The organism is Paractinoplanes polyasparticus, assembly GCF_019710575.1.
Classification (GTDB): Bacteria; Actinomycetota; Actinomycetes; order Mycobacteriales; family Micromonosporaceae; genus Actinoplanes; species Actinoplanes polyasparticus.
The window spans coordinates 12670-38436 of sequence record NZ_JAHWFK010000052.1; the positions used below are offsets into that span (position 1 = coordinate 12670).

Consider the following 25767-nt stretch of genomic DNA (forward strand, 5'->3'; position numbering starts at 1 on the left):
TGACGGTGTCGCTGCTGCACCCGGACGACCTCGAGCCGTCCCGGCTCGCCCGGGGCGCCTACGCCTCGCGGCGCCGCTTCACCTACGTCGACGCGGCGGTCCTGCTCGGCCTGATGCTCTGCCTGCTCATGCTCATACCGGCCAAGCTGATCGTGCCGAACATGACGGCCCTGGGCCGGCCCGGTCTGATCATCGCCGTCCTGCTGTTCTGCTGGTGGGTCCTGGCCCGGTTCAGCCCCCGGCTGGCCATGATCGGTCCGCAGCCACTGCGCTGGGTGATCCTGCTTTACGTGCTCTCCACGCTGGGTTCGTACGCCGTGGGATATCTGCGCGGGCTGACCACGATGGAGGCCAACAACGCCGACCGGACGATGCTGTACACCGCCGCCTTCATCGGGGTGGCGCTGATCGTGGCGGACGGCATGCCCAACTGGTCCCGCCTCGGACTCGTCCTGAAGGTGTTCGTCTGTTGCGCCGCTTTCATGGGAGTCGTCGGGCTGCTGCAGTTCGTGCTGTGGACCGACGTCACCGTCTACCTCATGGTGCCGGGCCTCGAGCCGCTGGGCTTCGTGCCCGGCTTCGAGATCCGCGGCTCGGGGATCCGGGTGGCCAGCACCACGATGCACTACATCGAGTTCAGCGCCGTGATGGCGACCGCGCTGCCGTTCGCCATCCACTTCGCCCGGTTCGCGGCCACCCGCCGGGCCCGGCAGATCTTCTTCGTCCTGGCTCTGATGGTCGCGGCGGGCATCCCGGCCACGGTGTCGCGCACCGGCTTTCTCGCGGCGGCGCTGGCGTTGCTCGTGATGGTGCCGGTGTGGACCTGGCGGATGCGTTACAACATGCTCGTCCTGGCCACGACGCTGCTGGCCGGCATGACCGTGGCCAAGCCCGGGCTCATCGAGACGGTCTGGGGGCTGTTCACCGGCGCCGGCGAAGACCCCAGCGTGACCTCGCGGACCGACCGCTACGACATGATCTACACGTACTTCGTGCAGCGGCCCTGGTTCGGCCGGGGCACCGGCACGTGGGTCTCGCCGCAGTATCAGTATCTCGACAATCAATGGTTCGCTCAGGCCCTCACCACCGGGATCGTCGGCGTGGCGGCGCTCGCGCTCATCCACATAACGGCCTTCACCCTGGCCGTCATGGCGGTGCGCCGAGCCTCCCGCGAGGTCGACAAGCACCTCTGCGCGGCCCTGGCCTCGACCCAGTTGATCGGCATCGTGGTGGCCTTCACCTTCGATTCGTTCAGCTTCACCACGTACGCCACGATCCTGTGGTTGATGGTCGGCGGATGCGCCGCGGTCTGGCGTTTCACGCATCCCCAGCGAACCGTGCGGACGTCGGCGCCCAACCGCTTCGGACAGGAAGCCGGACAACGGTCCACCGTCCGGCCGCCGGCATCCGCCGCTTCGCCGAATCCCTGACGCGTTCGGCGAAACAACCGGCCGATGAGCGGAGTCTCGGAACCGGTCGCACCAATAGCGTCCACAGTGGCTGGACTGTGGAGAGGCGACGGAGATGAATGATCGGGTCAAGCGGCTCCTGCGGGCTGCGGCTGCCATCCTGCTGGCAACCACCGTGGGGCTGGTCGCCATCCCGGGCGAGTCGGCTGCGGCCGACCCGTGCAACCCGGTGGTCAACCCGATCATCTGCGAGAACAGCAAGGACGGCACGTCCAACGAGGAGTGGGACATCTCCGGCGCCGGCGACGAGGACATCCAGGGCTTCGCGACCGACATCAGCGTGAACGCCGGTCAGCGGATCAACTTCAAGATCAAAGCGCCCGGATCCACGTACGGCATCAAGGTCTACCGGCTCGGCTACTACGACGGCGACGGCGCACGCTTCATCACCGACGTCACACCCTCGGTGCCACTCCCCCAGACGCAACCGCAGTCCTGCGTGGAGCAGACGAACGTCGAGCTCTACGACTGCGGCAACTGGGCCATCTCCGCCTTCTGGAACGTCCCGGCCACGGCTGTCTCGGGTGTCTACATCGCCAAACTCAACCGCACCGGCGGCGGTGCCAGCCACGTGCCCTTCATCGTCCGCAACGACGCCGGCACCTCGGACCTGCTCCTTCAGACCTCCGACGCGACCTGGCACGCCTACAACACGTACGGCGGATCCAGCTTCTACGAGGGCGGCGACAACGGCCGGGCCTTCAAGGTGAGCTACAACCGCCCGTTCAACACCCGCGGGCTCATGGCCGGGCGCGACTTCCTGTTCAGCAACGAGTACCCGATGCTGCGCTTCCTGGAGCGCAACGGCTACGACGTCAGCTACACCACCAACGTCGACTCCGACCGGCGCGGCGCGCTCATCAAGAACCACCAGGTGTTCCTGTCGGTCGGCCACGACGAGTACTGGTCGGGCAACGCGCGGGCCAACGTCGAGGCGGCCCGCGACGCCGGGGTCAACCTGGCCTTCTTCAGCGGCAACGAGGCCTACTGGCGTACCCGCATGGAATCCAGCAAGGACGGCAGCAACACGGCCTACCGCACGCTGGTCTGCTTCAAGGAGACCTGGGCCGACGACCGCATCGAGGACGTCCCGGCCGAGTGGACCGGCACCTGGCGCGACCCGCGGTTCATGACGTCCACCAACGGCGGCGGGCGGCCCGAGAACGCCCTCACCGGCACGGCGTACATGGCCAACTCGGTCGACCTGGCGCTGCAGGTGCCGGCCGACCAGGGACGGTACCGCCTGTGGCGCGGCGCCGGCCTGTCCACCACCCAGACCACGACCATGGCCCCCCACACTGTCGGCTACGAGTCGGACGAGGACCTCGACAACGGCTTCCGGCCGGCCGGGCTGATCCGGCTGTCCACGACGACCGGGCCCACCGACGAATACCTCCAGGACTTCGGCAAGAATGTCGCCGCGGGCACCACCACGCACCACACGACGATGTACCGCGCGGCCGGCAACGCGCTCGTGTTCTCGGCGGGCTCGATCCAGTGGTCGTGGGCCCTCGACACCTACCACGACGGCGAGGTCGAGCCGGTCGATCCGCGGATGCAGCAGGCCACCGTCAACCTGCTGGCCGACATGGGCGTGCAGCCGGGCGCCCTGATGGACGAGCTCGACCCGGCGTCAGCCTCGGCCGACACAACCGCCCCGACCGTCACCGTCATCTCGCCCTCGGCTCAGACAAGCACGGTCGCCAACGGCGCGAAGGTCACGCTGACCGGAACCGCCGCCGACAGCGGAGGCCGGGTCGCCGGTGTGGAGGTCTCCACCGACGGCGGCCAGAGGTGGCATCCCGCCACCGGCACGTCGTCCTGGTCGTACTCCTTCTTCACCGAGGGCGTCGGCTCGCAGGTCGTCCAGGTCCGCGCGATCGACGACAGCGTCAACGCCGGCGTCGCGGTCACCCGGCAGTTCACGCTCACCGGTCCCAACACTCTGCTCGGCGCCCGGGTGCCCGCCACCGACTCCGCCGACGACAGCACCAGCCTCGAGCTGGGCATCCGCTTCGAGCCCGAGGTCGACGGCTTCGTCACCGGTATCCGCTTCTACAAGGGCTCCGGCAACACCGGCACGCACACCGGCACACTCTGGAGCGCCGGCGGCTCCGAGATCGAATCCGGCACGTTCGTCGACGAGACGGCCACCGGATGGCAGACGCTCGTCTTCAGCCAGCCGGTCAACGTCTACGCCGGCACCAAGTACGTGGCGTCCTACCACGCCCCCAACGGCCACTACGCCGCCGATTCGCGCTTCTTCAGCGCCGCCGACCACGACGCCGGGCCGCTGACCGCACGACGCTCGACCCAGGACGAGCCGAACGGGGTCTTCGGGTACGGCTCCGTCTTCCCCGACCGCACGTGGGACGACACCAACTACTACGTCGACGTGCGCTTCGTGCCCAGTGCCGACGCCGCGCCGGTCGTGGTCGCCACCACGCCGCTGGCCAACGCCAACGGCGTGCCCGTGTCGGCCTCGCTCAAGGCGGTCTTCTCCAAGGCGGTGACGACCTCGTCGATCGACTTCACCCTGAAGAACACCGAGGGCGCGACCGTGGCCGGCACGACCAGCTACGCCGCCGCGACCCGGACGGCCACCTTCACCCCGGCCGCGCCGCTGGCTGCAGCCGCCGGGTACACGGCCTCGGTGACCGCGACCGACACCACCGGTCACCCGGCCGAGGAGCCGAAGATCTGGTCGTTCCAGACCGAGCTCGACCCCAGCGTGCACAAGCTGTTCGCGACCGACGCCGTGCCCGCGCATCCGGCGGCGTTCGGCGACACGAGCCCACTGGAGCTCGGCGTGCGGTTCACCCCGTCGGTGTCCGGCGAGATCGTGGGACTGCGGTTCTATCAGGGACCGGGCAACACCGGCACGCACACGGGCACCCTGTGGGGTCCCGATCAGTCGCCGATGGCCCAGGTGACGTTCCCGTCGGGCAGCGGCTCGGGCTGGCAGACGGCCGTCTTCGCCGCGCCGGCCGACGTCGCCGCGGGCACCACGTACGTCCTCTCCTACTTCGCGCCCAACGGCAATTACGCGTACGACGAGAACTTCTTCGACACGGCCTGGACCAACAGCGCGGGCACGCTGAGCGCACCCGGCGGCGGCAACGGCGTCTTCCGGTACGGCGGCGCGGGCTACCCGCAGAGCTCGTACCACAACACCAACTACTGGGTGGACCCGCTGTTCCGCCCGGGCGACGGCCCCGAGCCCACCCCCACGCCCTCCCCGACACCGACGCCCACGCCCACGCCCACGCCGACCGATCCCGTCGTCCTGCCGACCGGGGTGAACCTCTTCGCCGCCGGTGCCACGCCGGCCAACGCGGCCTGGAACGACCCGGCCGAGATCGAGGTCGGCGCGCGCTTCACCGCTGACGTCGACGGGAGCATCACCGGCCTGCGGTTCTACAAGGGCGCGAGCAACACCGGCACCCACACGGGCACCCTGTGGTCGGCCACCGGGCAGGAGATGGCGTCGGCCGTGTTCCCGGGTGAGACGGCTTCCGGCTGGCAGAGCGTCCGGTTCGCCACGCCGGTCGACGTGACCGCCGGCACCACCTACGTCGCTTCCTACCACACCACGACGGGCAACTACGCGGCTGACATCAACGGCCTCTACCACGACGGTGTCGACAAGCCGCCGCTCCACATCCCGGCCGGTGGCGGCCTGTACCGGTACGGCGCGCGGGACTTCCCGAACGGAGCGGCCAACCACAACTTCTGGGTGGACGTCTACTTCGAACCGGAGGGCTCCTGACCCATGTCTTCCTCGGTCGACGATCGGACCCTGATCTCGCGGGCCGGTCGTGCGCTCGGCTTCAGCTTCGCCAGCACGGCGATCGGGCGGCTGAGCACCCTCGCCATCGGCATCGCCCTGGCCCGCATCCTGGGGCCGGAGGAGTTCGGCACGTACGCCGTGGCGATGGTGGCCCTCGTCGCGGTGCTCAGCTTCAACGAGCTCGGCGTCAGCCTCGCCATCGTGCGCTGGCCCGGCGACCCCCGCGAGATCGCGCCCACCGTGGCCACGCTCTCGCTGGGCGCCAGCGCGCTGATCTACCTCGGCTGTTACCTCGGGGCGCCCGCCTTCGCAGCGGCGATGGGCGACCCCGAGGCGGTGCCGGTGGTGCGGCTGCTGACCCTCGCCGTCGTGTTCAGCGGCCTGGTGGCCACGCCGGTCGCCATGCTGCAGCGCGAGTTCAAGCAGGGCCTCAAGATGATCGCCGACCAGGCCTCGACCTGGGCCGGCGCGCTCACCTCGATCGGCTGCGCGCTGACCGGCATGGGGGCCATGAGCCTGGCCGTCGGGCACATCACCGGCTCGCTCGTCGGCGCGGTGCTGTTCGTCGCGTTCGAGCCGCGCGCGGTCCGGCTCGGCTTCGACCGTGAGAAGGCCGCCGCCCTGCTGAAGTTCGGTCTGCCGCTGGCCGGTTCGAGCATCGTGGTGTTCGCGGTCGGCAACGTCGACCGGCTCATCGTCGGCATCGTCCTCGGCCCGGTGCCGCTCGGCCTCTACGTCCTCGCGAGCAACCTGTCCAACTGGCCGATCTCGGTCTTCTCCCAGCCGGTGCGGGCGGTCGCCCCGGCCGCCCTGGCCCGCCTGCAGCACGACCCGCCGGCCATGCGCCGCACTTTCCTGTCGACAGCGGGCCTGCTCGCGTCGGTGACCCTGCCGGTCTGCGTGCTGCTGGCCGCCTCGGCCGACCCGCTCATCCGCTTCGTGTACGGTCCGGCCTGGCAATCCGCGGCGGCGGTGCTGCCCTGGCTGGGCCTGCTGGCGATGCTGCGCATCCTGTTCGAGCTGGTCTACGACTACTTCGTGGTCCTGGCCGACACCCGGGTCGTCTTCACCGTCCAGGTCGTCTGGCTGGTCGCCCTGATCCCGGCCGTCCTGGCCGGCGCCCACCTCGCCGGAGCCCCGGGCGCAGCGGCCGCCCAGTTCGCCGTCGCGCTCGTGGTGGTGTTGCCGCTCTACCTCCGCGAACTCAACCGGGTGCAGGTGCCGCCCAGCGCGTTCACCCGGCAGCTTCTGCTTCCCCTGGCCGCCGCAGCCGCCGTTGGCGCTGCCGCCTGGGCAGCGGCCGCCTCGATCTCGGTGGACCTGCTCGCCCTGGTGGTGGCGGGAGCAGTCAGCCTGGCGGCGATCGGCACGCTCGTCTACCGCCTGCGCGCCACGCTGCGCAGCCTGCGCGCCGGCTGAACGCCCAGCGTCTTGCCGGCCGGGCACCCGCGCCGTGCCGCCGGGCTCACTTCGGACCGCAGGGCCAGCTGACCGGGCCCCGGCTCACCGTGGTCAGTCTGTCCTCGGACTCGGCCGGGATCGAGCCGACGACCGTGCCGTTGTCCGCCACATCGACCGGCAAGCCCACCTCGCCGGGGGCCACCGGGGAGAGCTCGACGGTGACGTCGTCTCGCATCAGCGTCCCGTCGGTGACGATCCAGCCGTGACTGTTGATCGCGTGGGCCGGGGCGTGCAGCTCGATGGGTGTGGTCTCACCGGTGCTCAGGTTCCACCGGATCACCGTCCCGGAAGGCCACACGTTGCCGACCGCCCAGTCCCCCCGCCCGGTGTTGACCGAGCCCTGCTGACCGTGCGGCGTCGGCAGCTTGCGGCCGTTGCCGCGCTCGTCCCACAGGTAAGCGCTCAGCTGGTCGCCGCGCGATCCCAGCCGGTCACCCACGACGGCGCCGCTGTCCGTGAGCGCCTTGCCGTCGGCGCCGACCGGCAGCGGCATCCGCTTCGCCGTGCGCGAGCCCGCCTTCCAGAGCAGGACGACGCCTTCGCTGTCCGGCTTTCCGGCCGGGACCACGGTGATGAGGATGTCGCCGCGCGCGTTGATCTTGGCGTACGGGTGCACCTCCCACTGCCCGGCCGGCAGCACCGCCTTTTCCGGCACCCCGTCCACGTAGCGCAGGACGGAGTCGAAACGCTTCTGATCGCCCGCTACGGCGACCACGACACCGTCGGCGTTGACTCCGGTCGGCTCGACCGCCCGCAGCGGCGCGGGTAGCGTCGTAGCCTGTCCGTCCGTCCAGAGCACCGGCCGGGAGGGTGCGGTACCGGTGAATTTCCGCGTGACCGGGTCGATGTCGAGGTTGCCGGTGACGGCGTAGCCGGCGATGTAGCGGCCGGTCGGATCGACGGTGACCGCCCAGACGTTCGTCAGCCCGGGCGGCGCCGGCAACCGATTCGCCGCGCAGCTCGTTCTACCGGTGCCCGAGGTGACCGCCGGTCCGTCGCTCGCGTCCGGCAGCAGCGCCGGAACCGCGAGGGCGGCTCCTGCCACCAGCACCGCGCCGCAGCCGGCTCGCGCCGCCCGTCGCCGTGCCGTCCGGCGGCGGCCGGCGGCCACCGCTGTCTCCACGGTGACCCGGGAGACGGGGCCCTCCGCGGTCTTGAACCGGTCCAGCAGATCCTGGTCGTCCGTCATGCCCGACTCCTCACCCTCGCACCGGCATCTGTTCGCGCAGGGCGGCCAGCCCGCGCGCGCTCTGGCTCTTGACGTTGCCGACCGAGCAGGCGAGGGCACGGGCCGTGTCCTCGACCGACAGGTCGGCCAGGAAGCGCAGCACCAGCACCGCCCGCTGGCCCTTCGGCAGCGAGCGCAAGGCGGTGAGGAGCTCGTCGCGATCCTCGACACCCCGCTCGGCGCCCGCCACCGCGGCGGCCTCCGGTGTGAGGTCGCCCAGCCGCACCCGCGACCACGGCCGCCGCCGGTCGTCGAGGTAGCGCCGCACCAGGATGCGATGCACGTACCCGTCGAGGTTGTCCGCCGCGGCGGCCCGCTTCCAGTGCACGTAGAGATCGGTCAGCGCGGCCTGGACGATGTCGTCCGCCCGGTGCCCGTCACCGCAGAGCAGGTAGGCCGTGCGGTGCAGCCGGGTCAGGCGCGCCCGCACGAACTCCACGTACTCCCGTTCCTCATCGGGACGCATCCCGCTCCCCTCCGCCGGCCGCTGTCATCCTTTCTGTCGTCGGCAACAGCGTCGAGGGTTGCACGGGAGCCGGACTCAGCTGCGGCCGGTCGACGTGGCCCTGGCCAGGACGGCGGCGTTGAAGTCGTCTCGGGCGGCTGTGCCGCGCATGCCTTCGTAGCGGCGGCGCACCTTGTAGCTGATCAGTCCGGCCGCCGAGCGCAGGCCGGCCCGGGTCTGGCCGCCGTCGGCGGCTGACGCCAGCGCCGTACGGTAGATCTCTTCCTGCACCTGGGCGGCGCGCTGCAGGCTGAAGCGTTCGACCGACAGCTCGCGCCCGTAGCGGCCGAGCCGCTCGCGTAGCGCCGGGTCGCCGAGCAGCCGGCGCAGGACGGCAGTCAGCGCCCCGGCCCCGCCGGCGCCGTCGCCGATGCCGTACCAGCCCTGCTCCAGGAAGAGCGGGCAGCTCTCCCGGGTGAGCAGTTCCCAGAAGCCGCGCTCCCCCTGCACCACCAGGGGCTTGCCGAAGGCCAGGGCTCGCAGCGCCGAGCCGCCCATGCCGAGCATGATGTCCGCCGCCGCGTACGCGGGACGGGGATCCATCAGCTGGCCGGTGAGCACCACCGCCGTCCTTCCGGCCTCGGCGTTGGCCTTGCGGGCGTGGTCGGCCACCTGGTCGCGGGCCGGGCCGTCGCCGACCACCACGAGCTGCAGCGGGTGGTCGGCGGCGAGCCGGCCCACGACGTCGATGGCGGTCAGCAGGCCCTCGAGCTTGAGTTCCGGCACGAGGCGGCAGACCACGCCGAGCAGCAGGGACCCGTCGAGGCCGTGCTCGGCCCGGAAGTCGCCGGCGGGAAAGCCGGGGGCGTTCTCGCGGACGTCGACGGGTGGCTCGATGAGGTGCACCGGGCCGGGCCGCCGGGACGCGGTGTGCTTCCGGAGGGCGGCGGTGCCGACCACGAGAGGCATCGTGGCGGGCAGGAACGGCGCTACGGCCATCGACATGACGGTGCAGACGGCGGCGGCGCCCCGGTTGCCGTACGCCGCGGCCGCGGCCTCCAGGGCGGGCGGCCATTCGTAGCCGTGCACGACGTTCAGGCCACGGCTGCGTACCAGCGACCGCAGGTGGCCGGCGACCGAGGGGGACGGGCGGCGGCGCTTCGACGGCAGCGGCAGGTGTTCCAGGCCGAGCGCGTGGATGCGCTCGGCCAGCGGGCCGTCCTCGCCGATGACGGCGACGCGGTGGCCCAGGTCGCGTACGGCGGCGGCCAGTTCGATCGCGTTGAGCTGGCTGCCGCCGACCTCCATGGCGTGCGGATAGACCAGGACGTTCAGCTCTGCCATGCGGGCGTCTCCTCCGTGCCGGGCCGGTCGGCCGGGGTGGTGGTCAGGCCGAGGACGGACGCGAGCTGCTCGCCCCGTACCCGCCACGAATGCTGGGCGGCGAACGCGCGCCGGTCGGCGATCAGAGCCGGATCGGATGCCTGCCGCGCGCCCACGCGGACGGCCGCCACGAAGCCGTCGCGGCCGGCGACGGTGATCAGGCCGGTGCCGAGCCAGCGCGTGGCCGGCAGATCGGTGCTGACCGCGGGCAACCCAGCGGCCAGGTACTCCAAGGTCTTCAGCGGGAAAGAGGCGCGGTTGAAGGCCGAGTCCGCGTAGGGCGTGACGCCGACGTCCATCTGCCGCAGCCAGCCCGGCAGCGCGCTGTGCGGTTGCCGGTCGGTCCACACGACGTTCGGCCGGTCGACGAGCCGTTCGAAGCGCAGCGGTTCCCACCGCGGGTCGCGGGGGCCGACGAGCAGCAGCGAGACGCCCGCGTCGCTGAGCGCCTCGAGCAGGTAGAAATCGATGCGGGCCGAGAGCTGTCCGACCACGCCGGCGACCGGATGAGGCAATCCGGCATCGGGCACCACGTCGCCGGGGTCGCCGGGCTGGGGAATCGTGACCCCGTTGGGCAGCAGCACGACGTCGCGCGCGCCGAGCCCTCGCCAGCGTTCGGCCAGGGTCGGCGAGACGGCCAGGACAACGTCGGCGTTGTCGAGCGAGACCCGTTCGTCGCGGCGAACCTCGTCGGCATCACCGCCCATGAGTTCGGCGCCGCCGACGAAGTCGTCCGTGCCGTAGAGGACCCGGCGCACGCCCGGCTCCCAGCCGCGGAGCATCCGGCCCATCCGGGAGTCGATCACCGCGTGCGGGCGTTGTCCCAGCCGCCGCAGCGCGTGGTCGATCTGAGCCCGCAGGATCGCTCGGGTCACGGCGCGCATCTGCCGGCGGGTGTGCAGGGGCGGCGCGACCGGCCGGAGCCGGATCAGTCCCGGTTCCGGTTCGTCGAGGCTGGGCCCGAACCGCCGGGCCGTCCCCTGGCGCAGTCCCTGCCGGGTCACCACCGAGAACGCCGGATCGACCCACAGCACCCGGGAGTGCCGCAGCAGTTCGGCGGCCATGCGGCGATCAGTGCCGGGCACACCGTCCCACGGCGTGCCGGCCCCCAGCACGATCAGCGGGGCTTCGGGCATTGCCGTCACCGCCTCTTCGCCGCGAAGGCGGCCAGCGCGGCCCGCCGGAGGGCGATGGGCGTCCCCGACTTCGCCGAGATCATCACGGCGATGTCCGCCGGGCGCACCCGGTCGAGGAACGCCGTGAGACCCGCCTCGTCGAGCGGAACCTCGTCGAAGTACTGCGGGCACAGCATGTCGTCGCTCGGGTAGCCGGTAGCCGGGGCGCCGAGCAGCTCGTCGACGTAGACGCCGTACAGAATCAGCTCGGAGAAGTGCAGCTCGGCGCCGACGACGGTGGGCCAGGGGCGGCCGGCCACCTCCTCGACCCGGGCCAGCAGGCCCCGGACGATCGCGGGGTCCCACGGCGCCGGAGCGCAGATGTAGTCGGTGTACGGCGGCCGGCCGGGCGGCAGCCCGAGCATCCGGCGAGCAGCTTCGTGCCAGACGAGGTGGCGCGGCATCCCGTCGTGGACCGCACCGGGCTTGCGGAAGAAGCGGGTCGTCCCGTCGCGGCGGTAGGTGTCCGCGCCGAACGGGCGGATCACCTCGATGTCCGAGTCGATCAGCAGCGCCACGTCGGCCTCGAGGCGGGCCGCCGCCGCGAGCTTGACGATCTGCTGGGCGATCCAGCCCCGGATCGGCGGGAACGGGCGGCGGGCGTTGACCCAGCCGTTGACAGCGGGGAGGGTCAGGAACGTCCGGGGCAGGTACTCCGCGACATCGTGCACCTGCGTCCGACGGCCCGTCAGGGAACGGAAGCGGGCGAGATCACGTCGCGGCACGATGATGTGGTGCTCGACCTCGGGTACGAAGGCCCGCACGGACGCGTGGAGGTCGGCGCAGAGCTCGAAGTCGGGCGCGTAGCTCGGGGTGATGATGGCCAGTCGCGGCACGGTCTCTCCGTTCGTCATCGCACGACCGCCGGCGACCAGGCGTCCGGCACGAGAACCAGCGGAGGTCCGCTGCCGTCGGCCGGGACCCGCCAGACGTCGCTGGTGGCGGCGCCGTTGGTGTCGGTACGTGGCAGTCCGTAGATGAGGGTGGAATCGTCGAGCCACTCGACCTGGTCGTCGACGCTGCGCTGCTCGGACGAGATTGTCTCGGCCCCGGTCCGCAGGTCGTGGACGGCCAGACGCCAGCGGCCGGGCGGCAGATCACCGCGCTTCTTGAAGGCGACGCGGGTGCGGTCGGGCGACAACGACGGGCACTCCACGTCGCGGCGCAGTGCCTTCACCGTACGACGGCTGAGGCTGCCCTCGACCAGCCAGGTCTTCCCGCCCGAGGCTGCGGTGGCGTAGAAACGGTCGTCGTCGGCGAACGTGACGCCCCAGAGGTTCTTGTCGGCCGCCGTGACCGTCCTGCCCTCGACCGTCAGGGCGAACTTCTCGATGTCGCCGACGACCTCGCCGTCGGTGCGGGTCACGAGCGTACGGGTGGAGAACTGTCCCGGATTGGCGTAGGAGTCGCCGAAGACGAACGTCGTGGTGGCGGCGAGCGAGCCGTCCCGGGAGAGCCGGGCCCGGCTGGGCAGCCCGGTCAACGGCAGATCCCGCGCCGGTGACCAGTCGGCGGCGAGCAGCTGCGCCCGGTACCTGGTGACGATGCCGCGCTCGGCCGACAGGCAGATCGCGTCCTCGGCGGTGGCGTAGACACGCTCGCAGGCGGCCGGGGTGAACGCACGCGGCCCGGCGGGCGCGGCGAGCGGCACCACCGCGACCCGGCCGTACTCGTTGCCCAGCGCGGTGCTGCGGAAGACCAGATGTGGCGTGCCCCGGAAGGACACGAGGTCGCCGCCCCGGGCCACCACGGGCGCGGCGGCCCGGTTCTGGGCCTGACTCTGCCGGACGTTCCAGACGTAGCCGCCCGCCCCGAGCCCGACGGCGATCAGCAGAGCGACCAGCAGGGCCACCCGGACGCGGAGCGTCACGGTCGAACCTCCTGGGCACGCTCTTCTTCCTCGCGGCCGATTCCCCGCAACAGCCAAGCGGCGACGGGCACGGCGGCCGTCAGCAGCACCGCGAAGAGCACCAGAGACCGGCTCGGACCCTGCAGCGCCCACAGCAGACCGAAAAGCACGGAGGATGCGAAGCGGGCCAGCGCCACGACGGTCTGGGCTGCCGCGATGCCGCTCCCCCGCGTCTCGCCGGGCACGAGCCGGCTGATCAGGGCGGGCAGCACCCCGTCGGTGGCCGCGTAGAAGACACCGAGCAGCAGCAGGACGACGATCGTCAGGCCGGTGCCCCCGGCCGGCAGCGCCGCCAACAGGTAGCAGGCGAGCAGCGCGCCGTGCCCGGCGACCAGCACCCGGCCGCGGCCCACCCGGTCGGACAACCGGCCCAGCGGCACGGCGAGCGCCAGATAGGCGACGTTCGTGCCGACGTAGAGCAGGGGGAAGTAGATGGCGGCGAAGTCGTCGCGTTCCTGCAGCGACAGGTAGAGGAACCCGTCGCCGACGGTCAGCAGGCCGAGCAGGCCCGCGGCGAGCAGGGGGCGCCGCAGCCGGTGACCGCTGACCTCGCGCAGGGCCCGGCGCAGGCCGATGCGGGCTGTTCCGGCCGCAGTGCGCAGATCGGGCACGAACAGCACGAGGACGGCCAGCCCGGCCAGCGCGAAGGCGAACGACACGACGAAGATGGAGTCGTAACTGCCGGGCACGGCGGCCAGCAGGGCGAACGCCACGAGCGGGCCGAGCGCGGCGCCGATCGTGTCGAGCGCCCGGTGCACACCGAACGACCGGCCCAGCATGCTCGGATCGGACGCCTCGGCGATGAGGGCGTCGCGAGGAGCCGTACGCAATCCCTTGCCCAACCGGTCGCCGGTGACCACCGCGGTGATGGCGGCGAAGCCGGCAGCCGGCAGCATCGCGATGCGGCTGATCGTGGACACGCCGTACCCGAGGACCGCGACCCACTTGGGCCGGCCGCCACGGTCACCCGCGTAGCCGCCGGCGATGCGCACGAAGGCGCTCACACCCTGATGAACGCCGTCCAGGAAGCCGTAGGCGACCGGACTGAGCCCGACCACGGCCGTGAGGTAGAGCGGCAGGACCGACGCCACCATCTCGGACGACACGTCGGTCAGGAGGCTGACCGTGCCGAGCAGAACGACCGTCGACGAGACCCGCCGCACGACACGGCCGGTCGCCGGCCCCTGGCCGGCGCCGGGACGGTCCCGCAGGGTGACGTACACGAAGGTCAGGCCTCGAGGGCGGCGGCCAGCGCCTCGGCCACCCGGGCCTGCTGGCCGGGCGTGATCTGGGGGTAGATGGGCAGGGACAGGATCTCGGGGGCGGCCGCCTCGGCGTTCGGGAAGACGCCGCCGAGATGGGCGAAGGCAACGGTTTTGTGCACCGGGACCGGGTAGTGGATGCCCGCGCCGATGCCGGCCTCGTTCAGGCTCTTCAGCACCTCGTCGCGGCGGCCGTCGGGGACCCGTACGCAGTAGATGTGCCAGACGTGCTCGTTGCCCTCGTCGGTGGCCGGGCGCACGACGTCCACATCGGACAGGAGCTCGTGGTAGCGGGCGGCGGCGGCCCGGCGGCGGGCGTTGCCGTCGGCCAGGCGGGTCAGCTTGGCCCGCAGCACGACTGCCTGCAAGGCGTCGAGCCGGCTGTTCATGCCGATCAGATCGTGCCGGTACTTCTCCAGGCCGCCGTGACTGCCCAGCGTGCGCACCGTGGTGGCCCATTCCTCGGAGGAGGTCACCACGGCGCCCGCATCGCCGTACGCGCCGAGGTTCTTGCCCGGATAGAAGCTGGTAGCCGCGATGCCGCCGGCACCCGCAGGACGGCCGTGGCGGGTGGCGCCCTGGCTCTGGGCGGCGTCCTCGACGATCGCCACACCGCTCGCACGCAGGCGCTCGACGTCGGCCATCTGGCCGTAGAGGTGCACGGGCGCGATCGCCTTGGTGGCGGGGGTGACCGCGGCCAGAGCGGCCTCGGTGTCGATCAGGTACGTACGAGGGTCGCAGTCGACCAGCACGGGCCGGGCGCCGGTGCGAGCGACCGCCTCGGCCGTGGCGATGAACGTGTTGGCCGGCAGGATCACCTCGCTGCCGGGCCCGGCGCCGACGGCACGCAAGGCGAGTTCGAGGGCGTCGGTGCCGTTCGCCACGCCGACGCAGTGCCGCACGCCGCTGAAGGCCGCATACTCCTGCTCGAACGCCGCGACCTCGGGACCACCCACGAAGGCGGTGGCCGCGAGGACGCGCTTGAATCCGACCTCGACCTCCTCGGCCACCTCCGCGTGAGCGGCGGCGAGGTCGACGAGCGGGATCCGGGACATGTTCTAGCTCCTCGTGAGTGGGCGGATCAGGCGGGCCGGGTTGCCGGCCCAGACCTCGCCGGCGGGCACGTCGTGCAGCACGACCGAGCCCATGCCGACCAGGGACCAGGCGCCGACCTTCACGCCCTCGCGGATCAGAGCGCCGGCGCCGATGTACGCGCCCTCGTCGGTGATCACGCCGCCGCCGAGGCGCACCCCCGAGGCGATCGTGCCGTAGTCGCCGACCTGGTCGTCGTGGGTGAGCACGGCCTGCGGCATGACCGCCACGTGCGATCCGACGGAGACGTCGGCGGTCAGCACCGTGCCGGCCAGCAGCACGGTGCCGGGGCCGATCCGGCTGCCCGCGCCGACCGACGCGAGCGGGTGCACCACCGTGGCGTACCGGTCGCCGGGCAGGCCGAGGCGCTCGACGATGCCGCGGCGGGCGGTGAAGTTGCGCGGATTGCCCACGCAGACCACGACTTCGACCTCCGGCATGTCGCGCACGCTGTCGATCGCGCCCAGGATCGGCAGACCCGATCGGCTGGCGCCGTGCAGGGCCGGGTCGTCGTCGACGAAGCCCACGACCTTCCAGTCCTGGCCCGCGGCGGCCGCGGTCTCCCGGGCGAAGCCGCCGGCGCCGACGATGACGAGGCTGTTCACCGGGAGAGCTCACGCAGGACGGAGACGATGTGCTCCTGGTTGTCGGCGGTCAGCGCGTGGTGCAGCGGCAGGATCAGCGAGTTGCGGGTCAACCGCTCGGTCGCCGGCAGCGGCGCCGGGGTGACATCGGCGTACGCGGGTTCGAGGTGAGCCGCCATGATGCCGCGCCGGGCCGAGACACCCCGGGCGGCCAGTTCGGCCAGCACCTCGTCGCGGCTGCTCTTGTATTGATCGCCGACCAGCACCCAGAACGATTGGTAGTTGGTTCGGCCGTAGGCGGGGTCGCGCACCGGCTCCAAGCCGTCGATGCCGGACAGCAGTTCGTGGTAGCGCGCAGCCAACGAACGGCGCTGGGCGACCAGGCCGGCCAGGCGGCCCAGCTGCACGAGCCCGATCGCCGCCTGGATGTCGGTCATCCGGTAGTTGTAGGCGGTCTCGAGGTAGGCCTCGAGCACCGGCTGGGAGCTGGCGTGCCGGTCGGCGGCGGAGACGTTCATGCCGTGCTCACGCAGCCGTCGCAACCGCGTGGCGTGCGCGGCGTCGTCGACCGTGACCATGCCGCCCTCGCCCGTCGTGAGCAGCTTGCGCGGGTGGAACGACCAGGCCGCCACCGTTGCCCCGGCGCCCACGGGTTGCCCGTACGCCATGGAGCCGGCCGCGCAGGCAGCGTCCTCGACCAGGTGGACACCCCAGCCGTCGGCCGCCTTGCGCAGGGCGGCGGTGTCGAACGGGACCCCGCCCTGGTGCACGGCGATGACCGCCCGGGTCCTCGGCGTACGGACGGAATCCAGAGTTTCGACCGTGACGTTGCCCGTGGCCAGTTCGACATCGGCGAAGACGGGCGTCGCCCCCACGTAGCGGACCGCGTTGGCCGTGGCGATGAACGACAGCGACGGCACGATGACCTCGTCGCCCGGCTCGATGTCGAGCAACACCAGCGCCAGGTGCAGCGCGGTGGTGCACGAGCTGGTGGCCACGCCGTGGGCGGCGCCGACGGTGGACGCGAAATCCTGCTCGAAGCGCTTGACCCGAGGGCCCTGAGCGACCCAGCCGGACCGAACCGCGTCGGCGGCCGCCTGGGCTTCCTCCTCGCCGAGCATCGGAATCATCACCGGGATCATCGCGATGACCGCCACCAGTCGACGAGGCCTTCGAGGCCCTCGTGCAAATTCAAGGAAGCGCGGAAGCCGAGCCTGTCGGCGGCGGCGCTGGTGTCGGCCAGGCGGCGGGTGACGCCGTTGACCGCCCGGGCCGGGCCGAACTCGGGCGCGAGGTCGGACTTCATGACGTCGCTGAGCGCCTGGGCCAGCTCGCGCAGGCTGGTCTCGGCGCCGCTGGCCACGTTGAACACCTCGTCGGTGACGTCGGCCCGGGCGGCCAGGATGTTGGCCCGGGCGATGTCGGCCACGTGCACGAAGTCCATCGTGGCCAGACCGTCGCCCAGGATCAGCGGCGGGGCGCCCGATTCGATGCGCTCCATCCAGCGGATCAGCACCTCGGTGTACAGGCCGTAGATGTCCATCCGCGGCCCGTACACGTTGAAGTAGCGCAGGGCGACGTAGTCGAGGCCCTTCATGGCGTGGAAGCTGCGCAGAGTCGCCTCGTTGAACGCCTTGGCCGCGCCGTAGAACGTGTCGTTGTTGTAGGGGTGGTGGCGCTCGGTCGTCGGGAACTGCTCGGCCAGGCCGTAGACCGACGCCGACGACGAGGCGATGAGCTTCCTGACGCCCGCCTCGGCCGCCGCCTCGACGACGTTGAAGGTGCCGTCGACCAGCACCTCGTTGGCCAGCCGGGGCTCCTCGGCGCACTGCGTGATCCGGATGGCGGCCAGGTGGAACACCAGGTCCTTGCCCTCGGTGCTTTTCCGCACGAGGTCACGGTCGCGGATGTCGCCGTCCACGGTGACGACCGGCCCGTTCCCGGTGGCCCAGGTCAAGTTCTCCCGGCGCCCGCGTACGAAGTTGTCGAGCACCACGATCTCGGCCGCGCCCCCGCGGACCAGCTCGTCGACGACGTGCGAGCCGATCGTGCCCGCCCCGCCGGTGACGAGGACCCGTGCACCCTCAATTTCCACGCCCGTCACGCCATGCGCCCTTCATCGAGTTTGATCATCGTGCCGCCCTCGGCCAGGCTGACCGAGGCGGCCTGCAGAATCTCCAGCACCCGCAGACCCGACCGGCCGTCGGTCAGCGCCGGCGTGCCGGTGGTGATGGCCCGCGCGTACTCGTCGACCATGGTGCGCAACGCCTCGCGCTCGAGCAGGGCGGGCGCGACCATGTCGCCCGAGCGGTACGAGACCAGCATGTCGCGACGCTGCTCGTCGCCCAGCTCGTCGGGCGAGGCCACGTCGACGCCGCGGTCGTAGACGGCGATCCGCTGGCTCGGGTTCAGGTCGTCCCAGACCAGGGTGCGCTTCGAGCCGCCCACGATCGTCGTGCGGATCTTGACCGGGGAGAGCCAGTTGACGTGGATGTGCGCGATGGCGCCGTTGTTCAGCTCGAGCGTCAGATAGGCGACGCAGGCGCGGCCCGCGCCGATGCCGTCGGCCCCGTGGGCAGCCACGGCCACGGGTCGTACGCCCGGGGGAAGTACGAAGTCGAGGATGGACAGATCGTGCGGCGCGAGGTCCCAGACCACGTCGATGTCGCGTTGCACCAGACCCAGGTTGATCCGCACCGAGTCTAGGAAGTGCAGCTCGCCCAGCTCGCCCGAGTGCAGCATCTCGCGGATGCGCAGCACGGCCGGCGTGTAGCAGTAGGTGTGGTCGCACATCAGCGTCAGACCGCGCTCGGCGGCCTCCTCGACCAGCTGCAGACCCTCGGCGTACGTGGCGGCGAGGGGCTTCTCGACCAGGACGTGCTTGCCGGCGCGCAGAGCGGCCAGCGCGACCGGAAGGTGGGTGCCGGCCGGGGTGGCGATGGCGACGGCGTGCACCTCGGGGTCAGCCAGCACCTCGTCGAGGCTTGCGGTGACCCGCACGGTCGAATAGCCGCCGAGGACCCGGCGGGCCCGGTCGACGTCCAGGTCGCACAGCCACCGCAGCCGGAAGGCCGGCGTGCCCTGGAAGTTGCGGACGAGATTGGGGCCCCAGTAACCGGCTCCGACGACGGCTACGCCGATCGGTGCGGGTGGTCGAACAGTCACGGACATCCCGTTTCGTTGGGTTCTGCGGGAACGGCACGGTTCGGTGCACGGTGGACGGTGCGTTCGACGGAAAGCTATCGATGCGTCGCCGTCCGCCGCCAGAGCACTGCCGGAAATCCGTCGGAAGCCGGGAGGCGGCCCGGTACCTTCGGACACCGGGATCCGCCTCTCGGCCGGGCCGGCCGACGACCATCGGTTCAGAGTGAGCCGATCTGTCGATGTTCCGGTGTCGCGAAGGGCGTTGCGGTCATTAGGCTGGCACGCCGCCGAATGTCCGGAAAGGACAGCGTATGAACAACCGCGACGGAGTGACGATCGCCCCGACGGCCGACGTGGACGAACGCGCCGAAATCGGCCCCGGCACCCGGATCTGGCATCTGGCGCAGATCCGCGAGGACGCCACCCTGGGCGCCGGCTGCAACGTGGGCCGCGGCGCCTACGTCGGCCCCGGCGTCACCCTCGGCCGCAACGTGAAGCTTCAGAACCACGCCCTCGTCTACGAGCCGGCCCGCCTGGCCGACGGCGTCTTCATCGGCCCGGCCGCGGTCCTGACGAACGACGAGTACCCGCGCGCCGTGACCCCCGACGGCCGCCTGAAGTCCGGCGACGACTGGACAGCCGTCGGCGTGACCATCGGCGAGGGCGCCGCCATCGGCGCCCGGGCGGTCTGCGTGGCTCCGGTCACCGTCGGCCGCTGGGCCCTGGTCGCCGCCGGCGCGGTCGTCACCAAGGACGTGCCCGACTTCGCCTTGGTCGTCGGCGTCCCGGCCCGCCGCGTCGGCTGGGTCGGCCGGGCGGGCCGTCCGCTGACACCCAAGGGCGACGGCATCTGGATCTGCCCCGAGACCGGAGCCGAACACACCGAGTCGGCCGGACAGCTGACCGAACGCTGACGCCGCCCCTACCGGCGGCGCAGGGCGGCGGCCTGGCTGACGGCGAAGGCGGTCACCTCGAGAGCCACGGCGGCGACGAGGATGGTGAACCAGCCCTGCCACGGGCGGATCGCGGCGAAGGTGGCTATCAGCGTGGCGGCGGCTGCGTTGGCGGCGAGCACCACCATGAGGGTGCGGCGCAGCCGGGGACGGCTGGATGCCCGGTAGAGGGCGAAGGCCCAGGCGGCGACGCCGGCCGCGAGCGCGGCCGTGGCCGAGGGGCGGAGTCCGAGCGTACGGGAAAGCGGGTCGAGGAAGGCGAGGAGCGATGCCGCCACGATCGCGCAGTAGAGCGCGTCGAGCCGCAGCGACAGCCGTCCGCCGCGCAGGTTCTCCATGAGTCGATGCTAGGCCGCTTGGCGCTGAGCCTTGCGTACGGCTTTTTCCAGGTCGGGGCGGGCGAGCTTTGACCGGCCGGGCACGCCGAGGTCGCGGGCCAGCTTGTTCAGTTCCGTCTTCGACAGGGACTTGAGGTCGGCAGGCTTCGCCTTTGCGCTTGGGGTTTTGGTATTGCGGCGCTTCGAGGCCGCTTCGACGCTGCGGCGCAGGACCTCGAAGAGGTCGGACGCGGCCGTGGGGTCGGGGGCGGGGTCGGCCGTCTTGATCTCTTTGCCCTTGTGCTTGGCCTTGATGAGCTTGTTGACGCGGTCGGTGTAGGTGTCGCGGAAGTCGGCGGGCTTCCACGGGCCGGACATGGAGTCGATGAGCTGCTGGGCCATGTGCACCTCGGCCGGTTTGGCCGTGTTGCGGCGGGGCAGGTCGTCGATCTGCTCCTGCGGGTCGCGCACCTCGTCGGCGAAGTACATCGTGTGGAGCACCAGCAGGCTGTCCTCGGCGCGGATCGTGGTCAGGTATTCCTTGCCGCGCATGACGAGCGTGCCGATGGCCGCCCGGCCGGTGTCGGCCATCGCGTCGCGCAGCAAGCCGTACACCTTGGCGGTTTCTTCGCTTCCGGGCCCGAGCCAGTACGTCTTCTGGTAGTAGAGCGGGTCGATCTCGGCGAGCTCCACGAAGCGGTGGATGTCCAGGCTGCGGGAGCGGCCGGGCGCGACCGAGTCGAGCTCGTCCTGGTCGAGCAGGACGTAGTCGCCGCCGCCGACGTCGGCGCCCTTGACGATGTCGTCGAAGTCCACTTCCTTGCCCGTACGTTCGTTGACGCGCCGGTACCGGATGCGGTCCGCCGTGCCCTTCTCGAACTGGTGGAAGCTCACCTCGTGCTCGTGGGTGGCCGAGTACATCGCCACCGGGACGGACACCAGGCCGAACGTGATCGCGCCGGTCCAGATCGGTCGTGCCATGGGACGGCAGTACCCGGCAAAGGCCTGACCGAACCCGCCGTGCGCTCCGCATATCCGGCGTAACGTCGGAAAGTGTGATCCGCAGCGCCACGGACGGCCCGCCCCGGTGGGCCGGGCTCAACCGTTCCGTGGTGGCGCTGGTGCTGGTCGCCGTCGTCGGGCTGGTCGGCACCGGCCTGGCCGCCCTCGCGCTGAGCCGGATCGAGCAGGACCGCCTCACCCGCGCCCTGAACCAGCGGACGTCCATCATCTCCCAGGCCATCGAGGCCGAGGTCGACCGCTACGCGACGTCGCTGATCGACCTGGCCGCCGCCATCGGCGCGCAGTCCCAGCTCGAAACGGCCGAGTTCACCGCGATCACCGCCGCCGTCGACCGTCAGCGCCTGCCCGGCGCCACCGGTCTGGCCTTCGTGGTTCGCACCCCGCACTCAGCTGTGTCGGCACGGCAGAGCCAATGGCGGGAGCTCGGCTCGCCCGGCCTGACGTTGCGCCCGACCGGTGAGGGCACGCACCGTTTCATTGTCCTGGCCAAGTCGCTGGACGAAACGGACTCCTCGGTCGGACTGGATCTGTCGAGGTCGCCCGAGGCGGTGGAGGCGATGGACTTCGCCGAACGCGAGCGCCGGGTGGCCGTCAGCCGCACCTACCGGCTGCTCAAGGACGCCGGCCTGCCGCCCGAACAGCGCCAGCTGGGGTTCGTGTTCGTCGCTCCGGTCTACGCCGCCTCCCCCACCGCGCCCGACAACGGCCGCTTCCGCGGGTGGCTCACGCTGGGCACTCGCGGTGGCGACTTCCTGCAGGAGGCGGTGGCCGGCGCGGCCGGGGACACGGTCGCGGTCACCCTGCTCGACGGGGCCTCCGGTGATCCCATCCCGATGGCCCGATCCCAGCCGGACGCGCGGCTCGATCCCGCGGCGGGGTCGCTCGACACCACCGTGCCGGTGGCTCAGCGCAGCTGGAACCTGCGCGTCGAGGCGACCCATCGGCTGCTCGCCGGCACCGACCGCGGCCTCGACCGGATCGCGTGGCTGATCGGTCTGGTGCTCGCCGCCCTGCTGGTCGCGCTCACCGGCAGCATCGTGGGCTCCCGTGACCGGGCGCTACGACGGGTCGACGAAGCCACGGCCGCGTTGCGCAACGACATCGCTCAGCGTGAGGAAATCGAGAAAAGGCTGCGGCAGCGCGAGACCGAGCTGGTCGGCTTCGCCGGCGTCGTGGCGCACGACCTGCGCAGCCCGCTGGCCCGCATCATGGGGTACGCCGACTTCCTGCACGAGGAGGCCTTCGACCAGCTCGACAGCACGCAGCGCGACTTCCTGGCCCGGCTGCGCAGGGGCGCCGACAACATGCGGGTGCTGATCGACGACCTGCTCGACTACGCGACCGCCGAGAACCGGCCCATGGCCACCGTCCCCGTCGATCTGCACCGCCTGGCCGAGGACGTGGCCCGCGACCGGGCCGCCGACCGGCCGGCCGCGGTCGAGGTGGGCGAGCTGCCCACCGTCTCCGGCGATCCGACGCTGCTGCGCCAGGTGCTGGACAACCTCATCGGCAACGCCATCAAGTACACACCGCCCGACCGGGAGCCCCGGGTGCGGGTCACCTGCCTGCCGGCCGAGGGCGGGCAGTGGCGGTGCGAGGTGAGCGACAACGGCATCGGCATCCCGGACCGGGACCGCGCGGCCGTGTTCGACGCGTTCACCCGGGTCGGGGGCAGCGAGAACTATCCGGGTACGGGCCTGGGGCTGGCCATCGTGCATCGCATCGTGGAGCGGCACCACGGCGACGTCGGCGTCGATGCCAACCCGTCCGGCGGCAGCGTCTTCTGGTTCACCGTCCCGGAACACTCACGAGTGCCCACGCCGCACTGATCGCGCCCGGCACACCGGGGTGCGCCCCGAATCCGGTGGGCAGATCCGGGGCGCGCCCTCAGTGGGTCAGGCGAGCGTGCAACTCAGTGCCGGGGTGGCTGCCGCCCCGGAACCGATCAGGCCGAACGACGTGCTGGCGCTCACGGCCAGAGCGCCGTTGTGGTCGGCGTTGCGCACGGTCACGGCCGGGGTGGTCAGCACGCCGTTCCACACGGAGCCGACCGTGGTGCCGCTCGGGTACGTCCAGGCCACGGTCCACCGGCTGCCGGCGGTGGTGCCGGTGTTGCGTACGGTGACCTCGGCCTGGAAGCCCCCGGTCCACGAGGTGGTGGTCCGGTACGTGGCGGAACAGCCCTGATCGGGGCCGGTGCCGCCGCCCGCCGTGGTCGTCACGGTGCGTCCGGTCGAGGCCGCCGAGACGTTACCGGCCGCATCGCGAGCGCGGACACTGAACGTGTAGGCGGTCGACGCGGTCAGCCCCGTGGCGTTGTAGGTCGTGCCCGACACGGTCGCGACGACCGACCCGTCCCGCAGGACGTCGTACGCCGTCACCCCGACGTTGTCGGTCGAGGCGGCCCAGCTCAGGGTCGCCCCGGTCGCCGTCACCGCGGTCGCGGTGGGCTGACCCGGCACGCTCGGCGCCGCGGTGTCGCCCTCGCCGCCGCCGTCGCTGTAACGCTGGCCCAGGCTGATGCCGGTCGTGCTGCCCGCCCCGCCCAGCGGCGTCTCGTGGTCGAGGCTCACGAACTTGCCGCCGTGCTGCCACAGCGCCGGCTTGAGCAGCGCGTACTTCTGCTCGTCCCAGGTCTTCCAGTCGTCCAGCAGCAGGCCGCCGGTGTCGCCCGAGTTCGGGTTGAGCACCCAGAACGTCTGGTGCAGCTTGTTCTCGACGATCAGGTCGCGCAGCGCGGTCATCCACTTGTCCTGCCGCTCGTCCTGCCCGAGGCGGCCGCCCCACTCGCCGATCAGCAGCGGCGCGGTGCCGTTCTCGTGCAGGTAGAACCAGTTCGGCCGCCACACGTCGTTGGTCAGCGAGGCCTTGTCGAACGGCTTGTCGAACCACGGCTGATTGAACACGAGCGGGCCGTAGTCGTGCGGCGAGTAGACGAGCTGGTCCTGGTTCGCCCCCAGGTTGATCGGATGATCCTTGACGCCGCGCAGGTTGCCGCCCCACCAGTTGTAGTAGTAGTTGGGCGACAGGTCGGGGTTCGTGTTCGGCGAGCTCCAGGTCTTGCCCTCGCGCGGGTAGACCTCGTTGCCCTCGACCAGGATCAGCACGTCGGGGTTGATGGCGAGGATCCGGCGGGCCGCGACCTCGGCGGTGTTCTTCCAGTTGTCGATGTCGGTCGAGTTGTCCCACTTGGCGCGGGTGGTGTCGTTGGCCGTACCGTGCGGCTCGTTCTTGAGATCGAAGGCGACGACCGTGTCGTTGGTCCTCCAGCGGGTCGCGGCCCATTCCCAGGCTTGGTAGTAGAGCTCCGGCGTGACCGAGCCCTTGTACCAGACCGGGTGGATGTGCCCGGAGTTGTCGGCCTCGGCCGAGTGCACGTCGAGCAGAACCTTGATCCCGTACGTCTCACAGAGGTCCAGCCAGTACTCGAAGATCTCGAGACTGTCGAGGCCGGCCAGCTCCGGGTTGGCGTACGTGTTGACGTTGGGCGCCGCGGCCTGGCCGTTCTTCCACTCCAGCAGCAGCTGGGTCGAGATCGGCACCCGGACGATGTTGATGCCGCGCTCGGACATCGACCGGGTGATCTCGGTGATGTTGGCCGACCAGAGACCGTGGAAGACGCGCTCGGACGCGTTGAAGCCGAACCAGTTGACGCCGGTGAGCCAGACCGGGTTGCCGGCGGCGTCGACGATCTGGTTGCCGCTCACGTGCAGCCAGTCGGAACCGGGAGCCGCGGCAGCCGCCCTTGCCGGGGCCTTTGCGGCGGAGTGGGTGGCGGCCGAGGCGGCGACGGCCGGCAGCGCGAGGGTAAGGCCCAGCAACACGGCCAGGCAGGTGGTCATTCGAGTACGGAACACATGTACTCCCGGGGATCGGAGTCGGTGTGGGAGCAGGCTGCGGAAGCGGACGCTGGGAGCGCTCCCAATCGACAGTATTCAATCCGCCGCTCTGCAAGGCAAGACCGGCGTTCCCCGGGTACGCACCAGGGACCGACCCTGGGGCGAGGCCGGCCCCCCGCGGGAGAGCCTGAGGACATGACAATCAACTACCGCTTCGAGGTCACCGTCCTGCCCGTGTCCGACGTCGACCGGTCCAAGGAGTTCTACGAGACCCTGGGCTGGCGCCTGGACGCCGACTTCCCCATCAACGACAGCCTGCGGATCGTCCAGCTGACCCCGCCCGGCTCGAAGGCGTCCATCCAGTTCGGCGTGGGCCTGACCGCCGCCCCCGCCGGCTCCTCCCAGGACCTGATGCTGATCGTCGACGACATCGAGGAAGCCCGCCACGACCTGCTGAGCCGAGGCATCAAGATCAGCGAAACCTGGCACGGCCTGCGCGGCCTCGACACGAGCACCCGCCGCCCCGGCCCCGACCCCGACGGCCGCTCGTACGGCAGCTACGCCTCCTTCACCGACCCCGACGGCAACGGCTGGCTCCTGCAACAGGTGACCGAACGCCTCCCCAACCGCGACTGATCGACAGATCTCACTACAACACGTATGGTGCAGGGTCGATGGGAGCGCTCCCATCGA

Annotated in this window: 21 protein-coding genes; 6 read left to right on the forward strand and 15 right to left on the reverse strand. The window is 71.3% G+C overall.

Going from position 1 to position 25767, the window contains the following annotated elements:
- Positions 1–5 precede the first annotated feature (5 nt).
- The 3 genes from KXC43_RS40860 to KXC43_RS40870 all read left to right on the forward strand — a co-directional run bounded on the left by KXC43_RS40860 (position 6) and on the right by KXC43_RS40870 (position 6678).
- Positions 6–1430 (forward strand): O-antigen ligase family protein, encoded by a 1425-nt coding sequence (locus KXC43_RS40860; RefSeq protein WP_308129493.1) that lies wholly within the window; start codon positions 6–8, stop codon positions 1428–1430.
- A 94-nt stretch (positions 1431–1524) separates the two neighbouring features.
- Positions 1525–5238, forward strand: a complete 3714-nt coding sequence (locus KXC43_RS52455) for a DUF4082 domain-containing protein (RefSeq protein WP_221381633.1) — start codon at positions 1525–1527, stop codon at positions 5236–5238.
- A gap of 3 nt (positions 5239–5241) precedes the next feature.
- A complete protein-coding gene (locus KXC43_RS40870; RefSeq protein WP_221381634.1) occupies positions 5242–6678 on the forward strand; it encodes a lipopolysaccharide biosynthesis protein in 1437 nt (478 codons plus the stop codon).
- Between the two features lie 46 nt (positions 6679–6724).
- Here KXC43_RS40870 and KXC43_RS40875 read toward each other — a convergent pair whose 3' ends face one another.
- The 12 genes from KXC43_RS40875 to KXC43_RS40930 all read right to left on the reverse strand — a co-directional run bounded on the left by KXC43_RS40875 (position 6725) and on the right by KXC43_RS40930 (position 18963).
- The gene (locus tag KXC43_RS40875; RefSeq protein WP_221381635.1) at positions 6725–7909 is read right to left on the reverse strand and encodes a hypothetical protein; all 1185 of its coding nucleotides are present in this window, start codon (positions 7907–7909) and stop codon (positions 6725–6727) included.
- A gap of 10 nt (positions 7910–7919) precedes the next feature.
- On the reverse strand, positions 7920–8414 hold the full coding sequence (locus KXC43_RS40880) for a SigE family RNA polymerase sigma factor (protein ID WP_221381636.1): 495 nt from the start codon (positions 8412–8414) through the stop codon (positions 7920–7922).
- A gap of 75 nt (positions 8415–8489) precedes the next feature.
- A complete protein-coding gene (locus KXC43_RS40885; RefSeq protein ID WP_221381637.1) occupies positions 8490–9737 on the reverse strand; it encodes a glycosyltransferase family 4 protein in 1248 nt (415 codons plus the stop codon).
- Positions 9725–10912 (reverse strand): glycosyltransferase, encoded by a 1188-nt coding sequence (locus KXC43_RS40890; RefSeq protein ID WP_221381638.1) that lies wholly within the window; start codon positions 10910–10912, stop codon positions 9725–9727. The genes KXC43_RS40885 and KXC43_RS40890 overlap by 13 nt, the downstream gene beginning before the upstream one ends.
- 5 nt (positions 10913–10917) lie before the next feature.
- Positions 10918–11805, reverse strand: coding sequence for a DUF6492 family protein (locus KXC43_RS40895; protein ID WP_221381639.1), 888 nt, complete (start codon positions 11803–11805; stop codon positions 10918–10920).
- Positions 11802–12821 (reverse strand): hypothetical protein, encoded by a 1020-nt coding sequence (locus tag KXC43_RS40900; RefSeq protein ID WP_221381640.1) that lies wholly within the window; start codon positions 12819–12821, stop codon positions 11802–11804. Before KXC43_RS40900 ends, KXC43_RS40895 begins: the two co-directional genes overlap by 4 nt.
- Positions 12818–14083 carry an MFS transporter gene (locus KXC43_RS40905; protein ID WP_221381641.1) on the reverse strand — a complete coding sequence of 422 codons (1266 nt, stop codon included), beginning with the start codon at positions 14081–14083 and terminating at the stop codon, positions 12818–12820. The genes KXC43_RS40900 and KXC43_RS40905 overlap by 4 nt, the downstream gene beginning before the upstream one ends.
- Before the next feature lie 5 nt (positions 14084–14088).
- A complete protein-coding gene (locus KXC43_RS40910) occupies positions 14089–15177 on the reverse strand; it encodes a DegT/DnrJ/EryC1/StrS family aminotransferase (protein ID WP_221381642.1) in 1089 nt (362 codons plus the stop codon).
- A 3-nt stretch (positions 15178–15180) separates the two neighbouring features.
- Positions 15181–15819, reverse strand: coding sequence for an acetyltransferase (locus tag KXC43_RS40915; protein ID WP_221381643.1), 639 nt, complete (start codon positions 15817–15819; stop codon positions 15181–15183).
- Positions 15816–16955 carry a DegT/DnrJ/EryC1/StrS family aminotransferase gene (locus KXC43_RS40920; protein WP_308129488.1) on the reverse strand — a complete coding sequence of 380 codons (1140 nt, stop codon included), beginning with the start codon at positions 16953–16955 and terminating at the stop codon, positions 15816–15818. The genes KXC43_RS40915 and KXC43_RS40920 overlap by 4 nt, the downstream gene beginning before the upstream one ends.
- Positions 16937–17893, reverse strand: coding sequence for an NAD-dependent epimerase/dehydratase family protein (locus KXC43_RS40925; protein ID WP_308129489.1), 957 nt, complete (start codon positions 17891–17893; stop codon positions 16937–16939). The genes KXC43_RS40920 and KXC43_RS40925 overlap by 19 nt, the downstream gene beginning before the upstream one ends.
- A gap of 5 nt (positions 17894–17898) precedes the next feature.
- Positions 17899–18963: a Gfo/Idh/MocA family protein gene (locus KXC43_RS40930; RefSeq protein WP_308129490.1), complete on the reverse strand. Its 1065-nt coding sequence runs from the start codon at positions 18961–18963 to the stop codon at positions 17899–17901.
- A gap of 290 nt (positions 18964–19253) precedes the next feature.
- Between KXC43_RS40930 and KXC43_RS40935 the strand changes: the two genes are divergently transcribed.
- Complete coding sequence (locus KXC43_RS40935; RefSeq protein WP_221381646.1) at positions 19254–19856, forward strand: acyltransferase; 603 nt, start codon at positions 19254–19256, stop codon at positions 19854–19856.
- Positions 19857–19864: 8 nt separating this feature from the next.
- On the opposite strand, the gene KXC43_RS40940 is transcribed toward KXC43_RS40935, so the two are convergent.
- Together KXC43_RS40940 and ku are read right to left on the reverse strand one after the other, a co-directional pair.
- Positions 19865–20233 (reverse strand): hypothetical protein, encoded by a 369-nt coding sequence (locus KXC43_RS40940; protein ID WP_221381647.1) that lies wholly within the window; start codon positions 20231–20233, stop codon positions 19865–19867.
- Between the two features lie 9 nt (positions 20234–20242).
- Positions 20243–21193: a non-homologous end joining protein Ku gene (ku, locus tag KXC43_RS40945; protein WP_221381648.1), complete on the reverse strand. Its 951-nt coding sequence runs from the start codon at positions 21191–21193 to the stop codon at positions 20243–20245.
- A 74-nt stretch (positions 21194–21267) separates the two neighbouring features.
- On the opposite strand from ku, the gene KXC43_RS40950 reads away from it, so the two are divergent.
- Positions 21268–23064, forward strand: coding sequence for a sensor histidine kinase (locus KXC43_RS40950; protein ID WP_221381649.1), 1797 nt, complete (start codon positions 21268–21270; stop codon positions 23062–23064).
- A gap of 66 nt (positions 23065–23130) precedes the next feature.
- Here the strand turns inward: KXC43_RS40950 and KXC43_RS40955 are convergent, their stop codons facing one another.
- A complete protein-coding gene (locus KXC43_RS40955; protein WP_221381650.1) occupies positions 23131–25077 on the reverse strand; it encodes a cellulase family glycosylhydrolase in 1947 nt (648 codons plus the stop codon).
- Between the two features lie 192 nt (positions 25078–25269).
- Here KXC43_RS40955 and KXC43_RS40960 point away from each other — a divergent pair, with 192 nt between their 5' ends.
- Positions 25270–25710 (forward strand): VOC family protein, encoded by a 441-nt coding sequence (locus tag KXC43_RS40960; RefSeq protein WP_255645696.1) that lies wholly within the window; start codon positions 25270–25272, stop codon positions 25708–25710.
- Positions 25711–25767: the final 57 nt, after the last annotated feature.